We start from the raw sequence: 16780 nt of genomic DNA, 5'->3' as shown, positions 1-16780 counted from the left end.
GGTAATTTCGTTTTAAAGTAGTGGCTAAGACTATTGAATAGCAGCTTGAATGGCTTGGTGCACAGCGTCTTGTTCCTTAGCAATCAAGTCAACCTTGCTTTGGACAATACTGATGTCCATCTTAATTTCACGAGTTAAGCCAGGTGTATTAACTTTTGGTTCAAAGAATTCTTTAAACTCTTGCAGCCGTGCTGGTGTGTGGAATACATTGGCCGTAACCGTAATGTAAGTAGCAAATTCCATATCACCACCAACGGTCTTGTTTAACCAGTCCCATTCACCACGGAGCCAGTCCCAGGCAGCTTGTTGACCATCGTTGTTAGCAAGAACATTCCGGTACCAGCCACGTAAGTCTTGTGGCTTGATGACGGTGCTATCTTCAAAATCAGTGATAAGTTGACTGATTAGCTTAGGACTCTTGGTAGCAGTAATTGCTGAATTCAAGTCCGACTTGTAAGAAGCATCTGCAGTATCTTGGTAGTCCCGAATGAACTGTTCGAACAATGCCGGATTACCATAGTGTTGCATTTCAGCTTTCAGAACCAGTGGGCGGATGTCAGCATTCAGGTGGGCAAGGTCGGACTGGTGATTGGTGAAGATCCGGTGGGCAGCTTCAATAGCTTTCTTATTATCAGCATAGAGGGCGGCGGATAATACGATTGGCCGGGTTAACTGGTCATCATTACTGTCGTCCTTCGATGGTTGCCAACCTAAGCGCGCCACTTGTGGAGCTGCCAGTTGGTCAACTAAACGCTTAAGTTGGTCTTCTTCCTTTGACTTCGGTTGGACGAACAGCTTCAAGCGGTTAACGATGGCGTACAGCGCAGTGTTGACAATTTCAGAGTGACTGTTAGCAAACTTTGGCAGCAGCGGTACAAGATCCGCGTATGACATTTCACCACCATCAGCGAGCAGCCGGCAATCTTGCAGCAGCTGCCGTTGGCTAATGGCATCGAGGTTATCCAAGTGGTCGAGGATATCATTCAAGAGTGTTTCGTCATACTTAACGATGAAGTGGGAGTTATTGCCAAGATTTAAGCGGAATGGTTTGCCAACTTTATCCCGTAGTTCTTGGTATTCGCCAAGGCTAATATCTTGATCCTTCATAATTTGGGGAGCAGCGTCATAGTTAGCGTTCAATGGAATCTGCCACAAGCGTCCTTGGTCCTGTCCCTTACCAATAAAGAACTGTTGTTGGTGGAGCTTCAGCTGACCATCTTCGACACTAGCGGAGACAACTGGGTAACCCGGTTGTTCCAGCCACGAGTTCATAATGTCTCCAATATCTAGGTGCGAAGCTTTGCCCAAGGCAGACCAGAGATCGGCACCAGTAGCATTGTGGTATTTGTGAGCAGCAAAGTAGTTCTTTAATCCAGCACGCAGGGCATCATCGCCAATTAATGAACGAACCATGACTAACATCCGCGCCCCCTTGGCGTAGACAATGGCCGCGTCAAAGATGGCATCGATTTCAGCTGGGTTGTTAACTTGGACATGGACCGGTTGAACGCCATCAGTGGCATCCCGTTGCAGGGCCATGGGTGCTTCTGAGGTTTGGAAGAGTTCCCAGATCTTCCATTCTGGATGAATGGCGTCAACGGCAACGTATTCCATCATGTTGGCAAAGCTTTCGTTGAGCCAGAGGTCATCCCACCACTTCATTGTGACTAAATCACCGAACCACTGGTGCGCTAGTTCGTGAGTAATAACGGTGGCTACTAGGCGCTTCATATCCAGTGAGGTATTGTCAGGATCCAGCAACAGGTATGCTTCCCGGTAGGTTACCAGACCCCAGTTTTCCATCGCCCCGGCAGAGAAGTCGGGCAGGGCGAGTTGCCAAGAGTGGGGCAGTGGATATGGTGTTTGGTAGAAGTCTTCATAAAACTCAATGGCCTTCTTAGCAATCTCTAAGGCAAAGTCGAGTTCTTTTGGCTGGTGAGCTTTCGTTGCAAAGACGCCGACCTGAACACCCGACTTTGTAGTTGTCTTCTTGGCTTGTAATTCACCAAATGCGAAGGCTACGAGGTAGGTAGACATCCGGACAGTTTGTTGGAAGTAGTGGACGCCAGCAGATTCATGGTCTTCTGGCATGTTGGCGATGATCGTTTCACCAGGATGTTCGTCATATTTGATTGCCAGGCTGAACGTGGCCTTGGCTTCTGGTTCATCGACACATGGGAAAGCTTGACGCGCAAAGGTGGTTTCAAATTGGGTACCAATAATTTGCTTTGTTTCCCCATTAACCTTGTAGTAGGAAGGGTAAATTCCCATCATGGTGTCGGTTAATGGTGCCGAATAGGTCACGGTTAAGGTGACGTCACCATCTTCTGGGAGGGTGATAATAATTGCTTCGGCATCGTTATCGACCTTGAATGGGACATTTTCCCCAGCGACTTGGACGGATTCAATGGTGAGGTCCTTTTGATGGAGCTTGATGACTGGTTGTTCAGCAATCCCACTGACCGTCGTGTTGCCTTTAATGGTCTTTTTGGCACGGTTGATGTCAAGAAAAACATCATAATGACTTGGTTTAAAATTTTCATAAAAACGAGCAATTGAACTCATAATGTCACCTGACTTTATTAGAATAATTTAATTATACAGCAACCAATTTGAAAGTTAACGCAGAATGATTCGCTAACTGCGGGAATTATGCATAAGATTTGGTATAATAAAACCTGCTATTCTAACTGATGCAAGGCCTGGTTGGCCAAGTTGTGCGCCCCGTGATTATCCTTTTCTGGAATCCACCGGGTAACGACCATCGTTTCTTGGTCCAACAACTGATTCAGTTGATTTAATAAATTTTGGTAATGCTTGCTATAATTTTTGGCAATTGCATCACTTAAAAGCCGACTATCGGTATAATATAAGATGGTTTGCTGGTCAAAATGGTCCAGCAGATATTGGAAACCGTGAATGGCGGCTAGAAATTCGCCTTCATGATTGGAGGCTTTTGCAACTGTTGCAGTCAGCTGCCGCTGGTGGTGCTGGTCAATGATTAGCACCCCTAAGCCAGTTGGCCCTGGATTGCCTTTAGTGGCGGCATCAGTATACATTTTAATCATTGAATTATCTCTCCTTGAAAGGATCTTAAACGGTATGGAAGAAGAAACACGTTATTTTTATCAACCAGATTTGACCGGGACAATCATTTCCTGGTGTTGGACTTTCCTGATCTTTATAGCTGGGTTAGTCGTCTGGTTGGAAATTACCCATTTTCAATGGATTACCGCTTTACTCTTTTTGATCTTTATTATTGTAACAATTTTAGGCATTTTTCGCCGCACCGTGGTAATTACACCAACTAAGATGGTTTTCAGCCGGGTCTTGCAGTCGAACTACCTTGTAATCCCAATTGCTGATATTCGCCAGCCACGCTTTACCAAGCACACGGTGACGATTACCGTTCATGGTGAAATCTTCAACTTTACCTTTACCCAAAAGGCGATTGCACGGTTAAAGTTAGCCTTGGCAAGTGATGGTGACCAACAATGATCGGCTTAGATTTAGTACTCATTCTGGTCCTGGTGGGTCTCGATCAATGGGTAAAAGTTTTGGTATCGACCCACTTCGCTGAAGGCAGTTTACATGTTTTAATCCCTGGTGTGTTGGGTTTAACGAACCTCCACAATAACGGAGCGGCTTGGAGTATGTTGGCTGGTCAGCAAGGCTTCTTTGCCATATTGACAATTGTTGTATTGATCGTCTTAGGATACTTGCTATGGCGATACCGCAAGCAACGATGGTTATCCATTGCTTTGAGCTTAATGACGGCGGGGGCGATCGGTAACTTCATTGACCGGATGTTACAGGGTTATGTTGTCGACATGTTTCAATTATTGCCGGTTTACTTTCCAGTCTTTAATGTTGCGGACAGCTGTCTGACTATTGGTGTCATAATCTTAATTGTATTAGTACTACGTGAGGATGATTAGATGAGTACTGATTTAACGTTAAATGTTGATTCTGCCTTAACAGGACGAATTGATAAGCAATTAGGACACCACTTTAGTCAATTCTCTCGTTCGCAGATTCAAAAATGGATTGAAGATGGCCACGTGTTAGTTAATGGCCAGCAAGTCAAAAGTAAGTACAAACTAACGGTTGGTGACCGGGTGGAAATTATTCCCGAGGAACCGAAAAAAATTGATCTGGAACCTGAAAACATACCCCTCGATATCGTATACGAGGATGATGACGTTATTGTAGTTAATAAACCCCAGGGGATGGTGGTACACCCGGCACCTGGTCATCCAGACCATACGCTAGTAAACGCGCTGCTTTACCATTCACCATTATCCACGATTAATGGTGAGTTTCGGCCGGGAATTGTTCACCGCATTGATAAAGATACATCCGGATTATTGATGGTGGCCAAGAATGATATGGCCCACCGATCATTGGCAGCCCAATTGAAGGCGAAAACGAATGAGCGGGAATATGTGGCTCTTGTGCATGGTGTGATTAAAGAAGACCGGGGGACGATTGATGCGCCACTGGGACGATCATTAAAGGACCGCAAAAAACAGGCGGTTGTTGCTGATGGTCGCCATGCTGTGACTCATTTCAAAGTTCTAGAACGTTTCCGTCATTATACACTCGTTGCCTGTCGACTAGAGACCGGCCGGACCCACCAAATCCGCGTTCATATGAGGTACATTGGCCACCCCTTAGCAGGTGACCCCTTGTACGGCCCGCGGAAAACCTTACCAGGCAACGGTCAATATCTTCACGCGCGGTTGCTGGGCTTTAAGCACCCGCGGACTGGTAAACAGATGACCTTTACGGCCCCGTTACCAGATTCTTTTAGTAAAATGTTAGAACACTTACGCAAAACCGATCAGGCGTAAATCATTAATTATTGTGAGTAATAGGGGTGATTACATGTCATCACGATACTTAATCTTTGAAGACGGTACCATTTTTGTTGGGGATGGTTTTGGATCACCAGCGGTAACTTTTGGAGAGGTTGTCTTCAACACTAGTATGACTGGTTATCAAGAAATCATTACAAACCAAATCTATGACAATCAAATTGTCACATTCACCCAACCAAATATTGGGAGCTATGGTATTCAGCGTAATATTTATGAAAGTATTGAACCGACGATCAAGGGCGTAATCGTCCGTTCCTTGTCTAATGTAGCGACTGACAATGTTCGCCGGATGACACTGGATCGTTATTTGAAGCAAATGAATATTCCTGGGATTACCAATGTTGATACCCGGGCCATTACTCATAAGCTCCGGAATGCGGACCACCCACTAAAGGGAAGTATTGTGCCGGTTCCTGATGACCACGCTTTTGACCAGCTCCATGCCACGGTTTTGACTAACCAACAGGTGGCTCAGGTATCCACTCCGAAGGCCTATCCCAATCCAGGGGTTGGCTTATCTGTAGTTGTGGTTGATTTTGGCTTAAAGAATGGAATTCTTCGGGAGCTCAGTCGGCGGAAGTGTAACGTCACCGTTTTGCCATATGATGCCACCGCGGAAGATATTATGCGCCTGGACCCAGACGGGGTGGTCCTGTCTTCTGGACCAGGAGATCCGCATTTTGTTAAAAGCTCTGTATTGCAAATGATTCAAGAAGTCCAACAGCATGTTCCACTCTTTGCTATTGGCTTGGGTCACGAACTGTTTGGTTTGGCAAATGGTGCCCAAGTGACTGCTTTGCCAGTGGAACACCACGGCATGAACCACCCCCTCCACGAAATCATTACAGATCACGTGGTCTACGCGACGCAAGGTGAGGGTTACACAATTGATCCGAACTCAGTAGACCGCTCAAAGTTATTCGTGACTTATCGTGACATGATCGATAACAGTATCCAGGGATTGCGCCACCGCCGTTATCCGGCTTTCTCGGTTCAATTTTTCCCAGATGGGGCACCGGGACCAGATGAAACGGACGGCTTATTTGACGAGTTTGTTGACACGATGAAGCGAAAGGAGGAGCGACGGTAATGGTAAATAAGCAGCAGACCATTTTAATGATCGGTGCGGGAGCCAATGACATCCAGCACGGGGATGAAGTGGACAGCGCAACTTTTTCCGTTGCTCACCAATTACATGTTGCTGGTTACCGGACCATTTTAATTGATAATAATCCGTTCTCCTTCAGCCTCGATAATCGTCAAGTTGTTGACCATTGTTGTATTGGCCCACTGACGGTTGAACATCTCCTGGAGATCATCGATAAATACCATCCGACAGCCATTTTGCCCACGCTGGGTAACCGGCAAGCATTCCTCTTAACCCAGGAACTGTTGGATAAAGGGGTCCTCCGCCAAAAGAATATCCATTTGCTGGGGGTTCCAGAAGCAACGATTCGCCAGATCAATAACCCGGTCTTACTTGAACAGACTTTCCGGCAAATGGAAGCGCCGATGAAGAAGATCGTGACGGTTAATAATTATCAGGATGCCCTTCAAGAAGCTGACCTGATCGGTTATCCGGTGATTGTGCGTTCCGTTTGGCCGAAGAGCAACTCGACCCGTCAAATTGTCCATGACCGGAATGACCTGTCATCTGCGGTCAAGAAGTGTCTTGATCAATCACGGGCAGGGCAGATCTTTGTTCAGCAAAGCTTGGCTGGATATAAGGAAATCGAAGTGGTTGTTCAGCGTGATCATACCGGGACCATGATGATGTTGTCCATGGTTGAAGACATGGATCCAATTGGGATTCACGCGGGGGATTCGATTGCGTTTAATCCAGCCCAAACTTTACTGGATCGGCAAATCCAGGATATTCGGGACGTGGCATTTGCGATTACCCGGAAATTACGGATTGTGGGCATTAACCACCTGCAATTTGCTTTGGATCCTGCCAGTGATAAGTTTTATGTGATTAAAAATAGCCCATACTTTGATCGGATGGTGGCCTTTGTTGAACAGTCAACGGGGTATCCAGTCGCTGAGGTTTGTGCCCAGTTGTATACCGGGAAGTCATTACGCGAGATTAACTTGGGTGATAATTTCCAACCACATGCGGCACTAATGGAACCCACGATGGACCATATTGCCGCCCGGATTCCAGTCTGGGCCTTTGAAATTGATAACTTTGATGAGCAGCTTCTTGGTACCGAGAAACGGTCAATCGGAACGGTCTTTGGTATTGGCCGAAGTCCCGCTGAAGCCTTGTTTAAGGCGATCGAGTCACGTTATCACGAACCAACAGATTTTCACCTGAACACCCAACGGAAATTGAATGAAGATCAGATCGTTGACCGGATTGTTCACCCTCATGCTGGACGGATGTTTACTCTGCTGGAGGCCATGGAGCGGGGTTACACTGTCGAAGAATTGGCCGAGATGACAAAGATAGATCCGTTCTACTTTGATCAACTTAATCAAATGCGGTTGGTACTGCGGGAATTGCAAGAACATCCTGGAAAGGAACCAGTCTTGAACCGCGCCAAGAAAATGGGACTTACTAACCGGTTAATTGCGCGATTGTGGGGGATGGAGCCTAGTCAGGTCTACCAAATGACTCAGGATCATGACCTAACGCTGAAGTATAAGGAGATTGAACCGTCCGCTGGTGAATTTGACCAGCATACGGCGACCTTTTACTCCGCATATGAGGATGAAAATGAAGCCACGACGCTCTCGCAACCGAGCGCCCTGGTTGTCGGAACAGGTGGCATCCGATTGGGACTCAGTAACTCGGGTGATTTCTTCCTGGCTTCGACACTGACGAAGTTGCATGAACTGGGCTACCACACGATTGTGATTAACAGTAATCCAAGTTCCATTACCCTGAACCGTGAGATTGCGGATAAGCGGTATATTGAACCGCCAGTTCCCGAGAACATCTTATCGGTCATTGAATGTGATCAGCCGCAAATGATCTTTATTCCGGCTTCTTATACTGATCTGGTAGCAGAACTCCAGAAGTATGACTTACAGGCGAAGATCATTGAGGTGCCAGACGACCGGATGTTAAGCAACGAGGCCAAAGAACACCCGTTGCTGTCTTTGAACTTCCTGTTTGATGGCCACCAAGCGCACTTTATTGCGTCGACGAGTGATTTATTGTCAGCTACAGACTTTAATTACCAATCGACACAGATGCGGACACCCGCTGAAATTGATAGTCAGGAACTGACCAGCTTAATGAAGTCATCAACGGAAGTAATCACGAGTCGGGAAAAGGTGGGCTTCTATCAAGTGGTCTTTGAACAGGTTGGGGATAACTACCAGCCGCTGGTCGTGCAGGCAATTCCGTTGCCGGAGATTGCTTTCCTGTCCAAGTCAACTGGGATTAATTGGCCAGCTCAACTAATTAGCTTAATTGTTGACCAGGATACTCAGTTAACCTTTACGGGAGACGATCAGCCGGCTATTTACCGGGCTACCTTCCCATTCAAGGCCCTCGGCTTATCCGATGGGCGGCCATCCGCCAGCCTCATTATTGGTGCGCAGATGCAAATTTTAAATTAACTAACAAATGACCATGGCAATTGATGTGAAAAAAATACCCCCAGAGTTAGGAATTCTGGAGGTACTTTTTATTACAACTGATTTTAAAAAGGTGGACTGAACTAAAATTATTCGAGGCTGGAATAGCACTTCTTTAATTATCAATAAATAATAAAGATATTATATATATAAAGTATACGAAATGGTATAATATCTATTGAAGAGGTGATTGAAATGGCACAAATCAATATTAAAATTGATGACGACCTTAAGCAGGATGCTACTAGGGTGTTTTCGTCAATGGGGTTAGATTTGTCTACTGGCATTAAGATTTATCTTAAGCGGGTAACTCAAGATAATAAATTACCATTCACACCAAAAGCTACTTCGGAACTTGACCAAGCGATTGCAGAAGCGGATCGAGGTCAGGTTGAAACATTTGATAATTTTGATGAGTGGGCGGATTCGTTAGATGAAGATTGAGCAAGTTCCAACGTTTAAGCGTAATGTTAAAAAGTTAAAGCGCAAGCATTACGACATGGAAAGACTGAAGAAAGTTGTTAAGCTAATCGTTGAAAACGATGTCGAGGAGCTAAAAAGAAAACATAAATTAGGGATAATCAAAGGGACTCGCCCAACTGTTTGGCATGTTCATGTCGACAGGAGCTATAATGACGATTGGGTACTGTGCTATCGGATTGAGAACAATCGGTTAGTGCTCTTACTACTGACGACCGGCAACCATGACGTCCTGAAACATATTCCATATTAATAAGGCGATAGCAACTGCTACCGCCTTTAAATTTCTTTCGACTTAATTTTCAAGTTTATGTGGTGTCACATACAGGGTCTTTTGACCGGTAAAGGTGACAAACCCAGGCTTAGCACCGCTTGGTTTATGAAGCCGTTTGACTGGCAAATAGTCGACTGGCACATTGTCTGAATTACGTCCCTTAGAGTAATACGCAGCCAATTGAGCCGCTTCAAGGATTGTCTCGTCACTTGGATTAGTGTCACGAATTACAACGTGAGATCCAGGAATGTCCTTGACGTGGAGCCAGATCTCATTCTTATTGGCAATCTTGAAACTGAGCCGGTCATTCTGGAGGTTGTTTTTACCAACCAACACCAGAGTACCGTTACTAGTGTGGAATTGTTCCGGCTTGCTGACGCGGACTTTACGCCGTTTCTTGCTCTTCTGACGCTTAACTTTCAGGTAACCTTGTTCCTGCAACTCTAGCCGAATTTCTTGAATATCATCTGGCGAGGCTAAGTCAATCTGGGACTCAATATTCGCCAGGTAATCAATTTCCTGTTCTGCCAGCTTCTTTTGTTGCTTTACATAAGTCACCGAAGTCTTGAGTTTATCGTACTTAGTAAAGTACTTCTGGGCGTTTCGTGAGGGAGTCAGGTTAGGATTAAGCTTGATGGTTAATGGCTGGTTGTTATCGTAGTAATTGTTCAGTGTGATCCTTGTCATACCACGCTTAACCTGGTTCAGGTAGGTCGTGAGGATCTCACCACGAACGCGGTAACGGTCTGCTTCGGCAGCGTCATCAAGCTGCTGATTCAACTTTTTGATCTTGCGCCGATCCTTCTTTAATTCGGTGTGCAACACACGCAAAACTTGCCCCGCTAGTTCCTTAGACCGATCCTGCTGAGCCTTGTTTGCATAATAGGCATCGAGAAGGGCTGACAGAGTATCGTAATGTTGCAGTTTGTCATCGCCCATTCCCAGTGGCGGGAACGCCGCAAAGGCGGACTTGCCGTTGTCTCGCGTGTATATGACGGGGTGGGGATGCACAAAGTTATTCAGAAACTGGTGGTAAGTGGTTGGCAAGTCATCGCTAGTCACTAATTCCTGGGCGAGTTCTTTGGCTGAATCGCGCCCCAGCCCCTGGTATGCAGCCTGTAATCGCTTAGCCAATTCCTTTGGGTCCTGCGTTTCGCGAATAAGGTCCGTGTAGATTTGGTTAGGCAAATAAGGGTTAGTTTTGTCTTGCTTCGGTGGCATTACCCAAGTGGCACCAGGTAACAGGAGACGGACACGGTTCTGGTCAGAGCCGACGTGCTTAATTGTGTCGATGATTTTCCCAGTACGGTGGTTAACGAGTGATACGTTACTGTGCCGCGCCATAATTTCACTGTACAGGTCAAGTTGTTGACTATCACCTAATTCATCCCGGGTGTTGAAGACTAGCTTAACGATTCGATCATTATCAATTTGTTCAATTGAATCAACGATTGCTCCTTCAAGGTACTTGCGCATTGTCATGGCAAAGTTTGTGGGAACAGCCGGATTCTGGTAAGGAATCGTCGTAATTTGGATCCGCGGGTAAGTGGGGTTGGCCGACAACAGTAATGAGTAATTGTGCCGGTGGGCGCGGATGGTAATAATTAGTTCTGCTGGGTAAGGTTGACTGACCTTCGCAACCCGACCAGTTGCTAATGTTTGATTTAGTTCATGCACCATGGCATGAGTAAAGAAGCCATCAAATGCCATAAGAAAGCCTCCTTCAATTCTTTTAATAATATGCGTAACGAGTAGTATTATACCGTTAAAGAGGCTCATTTCGCAATTTTTAGCGTCGATAAATGATTGGTTTATCGTTGTCAATGTGGTATTCTCTTTGTATTAGCGTAAAATGAAAAATAATTTGATCAAATTTTAAAACTCGGAGTTGATATGATGAAAATTGCTGTTGTAACTGACAGCACCGCCTATCTAACACCTGAAGAGGCGGCGGCTAACAATATTCATGTTGTGCCAATTCCCGTAACCTTGGATGGCCAAACCTACCGTGAAGGGGTTGATATTTCAACCTCAGAATTTTACGACAAGATGGCAAAATCTGGTTCTTTCCCAACAACTGCCCAAACACCAATTGGCCAGTTGATGGAACTCTACCAGGGACTGGCTGATGATGGCTATGATGCAGTAATCTCGATTCATCTAACTAAAGCTATTTCTGGCTATTTAAACACGATTGAACAGCTTTCAATTCAAATGAAAGACGTTATCAAGATTATTCCGTTTGATTCCCATCTGACTGTAAAAATGATGGGTTACTTAGCACTAGAAGCAGCCCACCTGGCTAATAATGGTGATAACCTCGACGATATCCTAAAGAAGTTGACCGAATACCGCGATACATTTAACAATGTATTTGTTGTTGACGACTTGCAAAACCTCGTCCGTGGAGGCCGTTTATCCAACGCTGCCGCCTTTGTGGGTTCGATTTTGAAAATCAAGCCGTTGCTCACGATGAATACTCCCACCCATGCGATCGAAGCCTTTGAAAAAGTTCGTTCAATGAAGAAAGCCAAGTTGCGGTGTGAACAGATTTTCGACCAAGATATTGCCAAATTAAATTATCCAGTTCGCGCCATGGTAATCCATGCTGATGTGCCAGAAGCTGGTCAGAAGTGGATGGATAAACTGCAAGCTGATCATCCTAATATTCGCTTTGAATTATCATACTTTGGTCCCGTTATTGGAACTCACCTGGGTAAGGGTGCCTTGGCCCTTGCTTGGATGCAAGATACTGAAAAGAAGCCACTCGCATGATGAATAAGCACCGTACATTCCAGGGAGCAGTCTGGGCGGTGTGCTTAGCACTACTATTACTGCTAAGTCCACTCAACTTAAAGGCTGTTTTGCCGACAGGGTTGTTTATTGCGCCATTGACCACGTTATTTGCGTTTGTCAGTTTATTTGTATTGCCTTGGTGGTCATCCCTCTTACTGTTACTTATTGGTAACCTGGGATTGATGATCCTCCATACTAGCAACTGGTTATTAATCATCACGATGATAGTGGCCTTCTTAGTGGATGCTTGGATGCTGGACTGGCATCGCTCTGCCGATGAAAAGTATTCCCAATCGCAACTAATTACAATTGGCCTCGTCACTGGTATTACTAGCCTGGTGCTCCTTTTGGGCCTAGCTTGGCTAAATGCGGTGGCTGTATTGGGCAGTAGCAGCGCATTAAATGTGGTTCGCTTGGCATTCCCGGTATCACTGTTGACGTGCCTCGTCTATGCATTGTTAATCCCATTGCTGGGGTCATTCTTACTGTGGTTGAGGGACAAATTATTCCCACCACAGTCGAAAGAAAAGCAGGCGGGGTCAGTGGTGATTGATCTGAGTGACCATCACGACGACAAGAAAGATCAACAATAACAAAATGAGGACTCGCTATTAAACGGGTCCTCATTTTATTATTGTTCGCCATGCCATTCTGCCTTAAATTCGGCCACATAATCAATCATGACTTGTTGGCGATGTTCAGCAATGCGTTGTGCAGTATTCGTAAACAACTTGTCTTTGATGTGAAAAAGCTTTTCACTGAAGTGATTAATGATAGTTTCATGACTTAAGTCGCGGTACTCTTCCCGGGTCATATTTGTCCGGGGCTCAATGGCAGGATCATAGATCTTTTCGCCATGGGCACCGCCGTAGTAGATAGCCCGCATAATGCCAATTGCCCCAATAGCGTCTAGCCAATCCGCATCTCGAACTATCTGGGCAACTTTAGATAGGTTAACCTTACCATCGAGGGTGTGGGCAAATGAAATGTTGGAAATGGTGTCCATGATGACCTTGACCTGTTCATCAGTGAAGTCATTCTTCTTTAAGAAGTCAGCGACGTGGCGTTGTGCTAACTGCACATCGGCTACTAGTTTTTCGTCAATCGTGTCATGAAGGTAGGCGGCCACGACCGGAAGAAAGGGGTCGATTTGCTCACCCTGGGCAATTTGTTTTGCCATTTTGACTACCCGCATGATATGATCCATACCGTGACCAGTTTGATCATTTGCTAGTTGACTCTGGGTATATTGACGGACGACTTCAATTTGTTCTGCTGTAGTCATAATGATGCTCCATTTCGTTAATACTACTTTCAGTATACCAAATGGGTTGGGGGATATTGCTATGAATTTATTATTTGCGATTGATGATCGCTTTGTCAGTCAATTGGAGACAGTCCTACTGTCCATTCACCTTAATACTAAAGAACGGGATATTGACATTTATGTTTTGCAAAAAACACCACTAAATAAAGAGGCAGAGCTAAAAGCCATTGCCGATGAGTTTGGCATGCATTATCACCGGGTATTGGTGGATGAAACATTATTCGACCATGCGCCAGTAACGGACCGCTATCCAACGACGATTTACTATCGGCTGTTAGCGCATCAGATGTTGCCGGAATCTATCCATAAGATCCTGTACTTGGATGCTGACCTGCTATGCATTAATGATTTAGGACAGCTTTACGATACAGACCTTACCGGAAAGCTGTATGCATCGGCAATTCACGCCAGCCTAACTAATACGACGGATGTGATTAATAAGATTCGTCTCCAGAACTTCTCGGCAGATGGTTATTACAATTCCGGAGTTTTATTGATGAATCTCGACCTAATCCGAGAAACGGTAAAAGCAGAAGATATTTTTGACTATATTCGGGAACATATCCTCTTATTACCTGATCAAGACGTCTTAAATGCCTTGTATGGTGACCAAATCAAGTCAGTTCCAGACCAGTTATTTAACTTCGATACCCGTAACCTGGCAACCTATGCAACGATTTCTTTTGGCGAGTGGACGTTAGATTGGGTGATTAAAAATACCGTTATTCTCCATTACTGCGGACGCGATAAACCATGGCTGATCACCATGAATCATGGCCGGTTAACTGCACTTTATAAACAATATTTCCAGATGACAAAGCATATTGTCAATCGAGTTCGGTAATGGTTTGGTTAATAACCATTATTATATTAAACGAGTTATAATGTGGGTGAGTTAGAAATACTTATTAATTAAAGTGTTGAATTTAATATCACTTTTTGATAAATTGTTTAGGTTATCTTATTTAACTTATCAAATGTAAGAAAGGTCGGGAGAAATATGCAATTACGGAAAGCAACCTTAAATGATTTGGATACTGTTATGAACATTCTGCGTGATGGTCGTAATCAGCTGGCTGAACAAGGGATTGACCAATGGCAGGGCGACTATCCGAACGAACAACACATCAAAGAAGACATCCAGCATGGCTGGGCATACTTGGTTGAATCTGATGATGAACAGACCGTTGGGGCCTTAGCAATTGTGGATGCTCCAGATCACTCCTACGATGAATTGGATGGACAGTGGCTATTAGATACCCAGCAATACCAGGTTATTCACCGAGTCGCTATTCACTCTAACCATGCTGGAAAGGGTTATGCCTCAAAATTATTTGTTAGTGTAATTGACTACATTAAGAATAATCGCAAGGATATCAAGTCATTGCGGATTGATACGCATGAGCACAATAAGATCATGCAACACCTAATCACTAAGCATGGCTTCAAGAAGGTTGGGGAGCTCCATGGAGTCTACCGGCCTGAGGAAGAATCATATGTTTACGAACTAGTAACTCAACCAGAAAACGGCGAAAATTAGTTGAAAGCTAAATTGACAAATACCTTGTGGTAGTAAGAATTGCGGGGCTTAACAGAAACCGTGAAATTCGTTAAAAAATTTCACAATTTCGTTTTAGCTACCAATTTAGCTACCAAAAAGAGTATATTTGATGCCAAAATAGCAGTTTAAAATTCAGAAGGGTGGTAGGTAATGTCAAAATTAGCTACCACCCTTTTACTACAATTTTTTAACTAAGTTGTACCACGTCTCGTTCGCGTGACCAGAAGCAGATACATTCACTTTACGGAAGCCATTGTGTTCATAAAAGGGCACATTCTTAGCGAGCGAATCGAGTGAAATCGTCGCCCGACCAGCTGCCCGAGCGACCTCTTCCAGAGCTGCCAACAGCTGGCTGCCAATCCCGTTTCTTCGGTAGGCAGGATCAGTGGCAATCGATAAGACTAATTGGTGACCCCCATGCGGTAAATTAATGGGTGTGTTGGTATACATCTCATCAGTGACGAATGGTTCATTGACTGCTGGGCCAACAATAAAGCCAACCACTTGTCCCTTTGTTTTAGCAACGAGGAAGGTATCACTAATCTTGGCGATCCGATCCTTAAATGCTGCCGGTGTCCCAGCCTCAGCAGGCGAAAACCCGAGCCGTTCGATTCGAACCACCGCATCAAGATCACTTGGTTGGACATGTTCAATTTGTACTTGCATGGCAAATTCTCCTTTTCATCCATAACATTAGTTCAGTCGACGATATCTGGCAACCCAAGTTATCCCTAATTGCTGGTAGTATTTACAAATAGTTTTTGCTAAGATGTTACTAGTTTTGGTTAAAGGAGTCGATTGATATGTCCACTAAGGGCGGTGAATTCCGGTTTGCTTTTCGTCAATCAATCCCTGTTTTATTTGGTTACATTGCCCTGGGGTTGGGTTACGGTTTATATATGCATAACCTGGGATTTTCATTTATTTATCCCACTTTAATGGCGTTGACGATTTATGGGGGCTCAGTTGAGTTCGTGATCGCTAATATGCTAATTCAACATTTTCAACCACTGAACGTGTTACTAGTGACGTTAGTAGTTGGTTTTCGCCAATTTTTCTATGCTTTATCGATGCTGAAACAGTATCGACGTGCTGGGTGGCGAAAATGGCTACTTATTTTTGGCTTGACGGACGAAACTTTTGTATTAAATTACTATTCCACCGTGCCAAAAGGTTATGACCGAACTCAAGTACAGTTGTGGATCACTTTGCTTGATTGGTTCTACTGGGTTCTTGGTGCTTTCTTGGGCGGCTTTCTTGGGTCTATTCTTCATTTACAAATTGAGGGATTGGATTTTGTGATGACCGCACTCTTTATTGTGTTGGCGCTCGATCAATTCTTAAAGGAAGATAGTCACATTAGTTCCTTTAGTGGAATTGCAATTACTATTATTTGCTTATTATCATTCGGTAAGACATATTTCTTAGTGGTCACGCTATTGTTGTTAGTCCTTGAGTACTATCTTCTGACTAAACGACGGCAGAAGGGGGCACAGAAATGACAATTATCCAACAAATCATTTCGATTAGCATTGCTGCAATTGCTAACTTTTTAACACGTGTCTTTCCATTTTTAATTTTCGATCACAATAAAAATGGCTCGGATGAAATCAGTCCTTTTATTGAAGGACTAGGAAAATTTCTCCCACCAGCCATTATGGGGATGCTAGTTGTTTACTGTTTCCGGAACGTCAATTTTCTGAGTGGTACTCATGGGTTGCCTGACATTATTGCGACCGTTATCACGGTCCTAATTCACCTGTGGCGGCGAAACATGTGCCTCTCCCTGTTGGTGGGGACGGTGTCATATATTCTGTTGGTCAACTTCATTTTCTAGATTAAAGGTCCTAAGCGCATTGCCTAGGACCTTTTCA

Annotated in this window: 18 protein-coding genes; 13 read left to right on the top strand and 5 right to left on the bottom strand. The window is 44.6% G+C overall.

Going from position 1 to position 16780, the window contains the following annotated elements:
* Positions 1 to 30 precede the first annotated feature (30 nt).
* Positions 31 to 2565 carry a M1 family metallopeptidase gene (locus FD27_RS05680; RefSeq protein ID WP_057750836.1) on the bottom strand — a complete coding sequence of 845 codons (2535 nt, stop codon included), beginning with the start codon at positions 2563 to 2565 and terminating at the stop codon, positions 31 to 33.
* Positions 2566 to 2681: 116 nt separating this feature from the next.
* On the bottom strand, positions 2682 to 3068 hold the full coding sequence (locus tag FD27_RS05675) for a ribonuclease HI family protein (RefSeq protein WP_057750833.1): 387 nt from the start codon (positions 3066 to 3068) through the stop codon (positions 2682 to 2684).
* A 34-nt stretch (positions 3069 to 3102) separates the two neighbouring features.
* Here FD27_RS05675 and FD27_RS05670 point away from each other — a divergent pair, with 34 nt between their 5' ends.
* From FD27_RS05670 to FD27_RS05640, 7 genes are all read left to right on the top strand, one after another.
* Positions 3103 to 3498: an EbsA family protein gene (locus tag FD27_RS05670; protein WP_057750829.1), complete on the top strand. Its 396-nt coding sequence runs from the start codon at positions 3103 to 3105 to the stop codon at positions 3496 to 3498.
* A complete protein-coding gene (gene lspA, locus FD27_RS05665) occupies positions 3498 to 3938 on the top strand; it encodes a signal peptidase II (RefSeq protein ID WP_162258508.1) in 441 nt (146 codons plus the stop codon). Before FD27_RS05670 ends, lspA begins: the two co-directional genes overlap by 1 nt.
* Positions 3939 to 4853, top strand: a complete 915-nt coding sequence (locus tag FD27_RS05660; RefSeq protein WP_057750824.1) for an RluA family pseudouridine synthase — start codon at positions 3939 to 3941, stop codon at positions 4851 to 4853. It begins immediately after the preceding gene.
* A 34-nt stretch (positions 4854 to 4887) separates the two neighbouring features.
* On the top strand, positions 4888 to 5970 hold the full coding sequence (locus FD27_RS05655) for a carbamoyl phosphate synthase small subunit (RefSeq protein WP_057750821.1): 1083 nt from the start codon (positions 4888 to 4890) through the stop codon (positions 5968 to 5970).
* Positions 5970 to 8450 carry a carbamoyl phosphate synthase preATP-grasp domain-containing protein gene (locus tag FD27_RS05650; protein ID WP_057750819.1) on the top strand — a complete coding sequence of 827 codons (2481 nt, stop codon included), beginning with the start codon at positions 5970 to 5972 and terminating at the stop codon, positions 8448 to 8450. The genes FD27_RS05655 and FD27_RS05650 overlap by 1 nt, the downstream gene beginning before the upstream one ends.
* 213 nt (positions 8451 to 8663) lie before the next feature.
* Positions 8664 to 8912 carry a type II toxin-antitoxin system RelB/DinJ family antitoxin gene (locus FD27_RS05645; RefSeq protein WP_057750816.1) on the top strand — a complete coding sequence of 83 codons (249 nt, stop codon included), beginning with the start codon at positions 8664 to 8666 and terminating at the stop codon, positions 8910 to 8912.
* A complete protein-coding gene (locus tag FD27_RS05640; RefSeq protein ID WP_057750814.1) occupies positions 8902 to 9201 on the top strand; it encodes a type II toxin-antitoxin system RelE/ParE family toxin in 300 nt (99 codons plus the stop codon). The genes FD27_RS05645 and FD27_RS05640 overlap by 11 nt, the downstream gene beginning before the upstream one ends.
* A gap of 42 nt (positions 9202 to 9243) precedes the next feature.
* Here the strand turns inward: FD27_RS05640 and FD27_RS05635 are convergent, their stop codons facing one another.
* Entirely contained in the window at positions 9244 to 10932 is a 1689-nt protein-coding gene (locus FD27_RS05635) for an NFACT RNA binding domain-containing protein (RefSeq protein WP_057750810.1), read from the bottom strand.
* 186 nt (positions 10933 to 11118) lie between these two features.
* On the opposite strand from FD27_RS05635, the gene FD27_RS05630 reads away from it, so the two are divergent.
* Positions 11119 to 11997: a DegV family protein gene (locus tag FD27_RS05630; RefSeq protein ID WP_057750807.1), complete on the top strand. Its 879-nt coding sequence runs from the start codon at positions 11119 to 11121 to the stop codon at positions 11995 to 11997.
* The gene (locus FD27_RS05625; RefSeq protein ID WP_057750804.1) at positions 11994 to 12611 is read left to right on the top strand and encodes a hypothetical protein; all 618 of its coding nucleotides are present in this window, start codon (positions 11994 to 11996) and stop codon (positions 12609 to 12611) included. Before FD27_RS05630 ends, FD27_RS05625 begins: the two co-directional genes overlap by 4 nt.
* Before the next feature lie 38 nt (positions 12612 to 12649).
* Here the strand turns inward: FD27_RS05625 and FD27_RS05620 are convergent, their stop codons facing one another.
* Entirely contained in the window at positions 12650 to 13303 is a 654-nt protein-coding gene (locus tag FD27_RS05620; RefSeq protein WP_057750801.1) for an HD domain-containing protein, read from the bottom strand.
* Between the two features lie 61 nt (positions 13304 to 13364).
* Here FD27_RS05620 and FD27_RS05615 point away from each other — a divergent pair, with 61 nt between their 5' ends.
* Together FD27_RS05615 and FD27_RS05610 are read left to right on the top strand one after the other, a co-directional pair.
* On the top strand, positions 13365 to 14189 hold the full coding sequence (locus FD27_RS05615) for a glycosyltransferase family 8 protein (RefSeq protein ID WP_057750799.1): 825 nt from the start codon (positions 13365 to 13367) through the stop codon (positions 14187 to 14189).
* A gap of 156 nt (positions 14190 to 14345) precedes the next feature.
* Complete coding sequence (locus tag FD27_RS05610) at positions 14346 to 14885, top strand: GNAT family N-acetyltransferase (protein ID WP_057750796.1); 540 nt, start codon at positions 14346 to 14348, stop codon at positions 14883 to 14885.
* 198 nt (positions 14886 to 15083) lie between these two features.
* On the opposite strand, the gene FD27_RS05605 is transcribed toward FD27_RS05610, so the two are convergent.
* Positions 15084 to 15572 carry a GNAT family N-acetyltransferase gene (locus tag FD27_RS05605; protein ID WP_057750793.1) on the bottom strand — a complete coding sequence of 163 codons (489 nt, stop codon included), beginning with the start codon at positions 15570 to 15572 and terminating at the stop codon, positions 15084 to 15086.
* Between the two features lie 137 nt (positions 15573 to 15709).
* On the opposite strand from FD27_RS05605, the gene FD27_RS05600 reads away from it, so the two are divergent.
* Together FD27_RS05600 and FD27_RS05595 are read left to right on the top strand one after the other, a co-directional pair.
* Entirely contained in the window at positions 15710 to 16408 is a 699-nt protein-coding gene (locus FD27_RS05600) for an AzlC family ABC transporter permease (protein ID WP_057750789.1), read from the top strand.
* Positions 16405 to 16743 (top strand): branched-chain amino acid transporter permease, encoded by a 339-nt coding sequence (locus FD27_RS05595; protein WP_057750786.1) that lies wholly within the window; start codon positions 16405 to 16407, stop codon positions 16741 to 16743. The genes FD27_RS05600 and FD27_RS05595 overlap by 4 nt, the downstream gene beginning before the upstream one ends.
* The last annotated feature ends 37 nt before the right edge of the window (positions 16744 to 16780 follow it).

Source organism: Limosilactobacillus frumenti DSM 13145, from assembly GCF_001436045.1.
GTDB classification, from domain to species: Bacteria; Bacillota; Bacilli; order Lactobacillales; family Lactobacillaceae; genus Limosilactobacillus; species Limosilactobacillus frumenti.
Note: the sequence above shows the minus strand (reverse complement) of the source record. Positions and strands in the feature narration are given on the sequence as shown.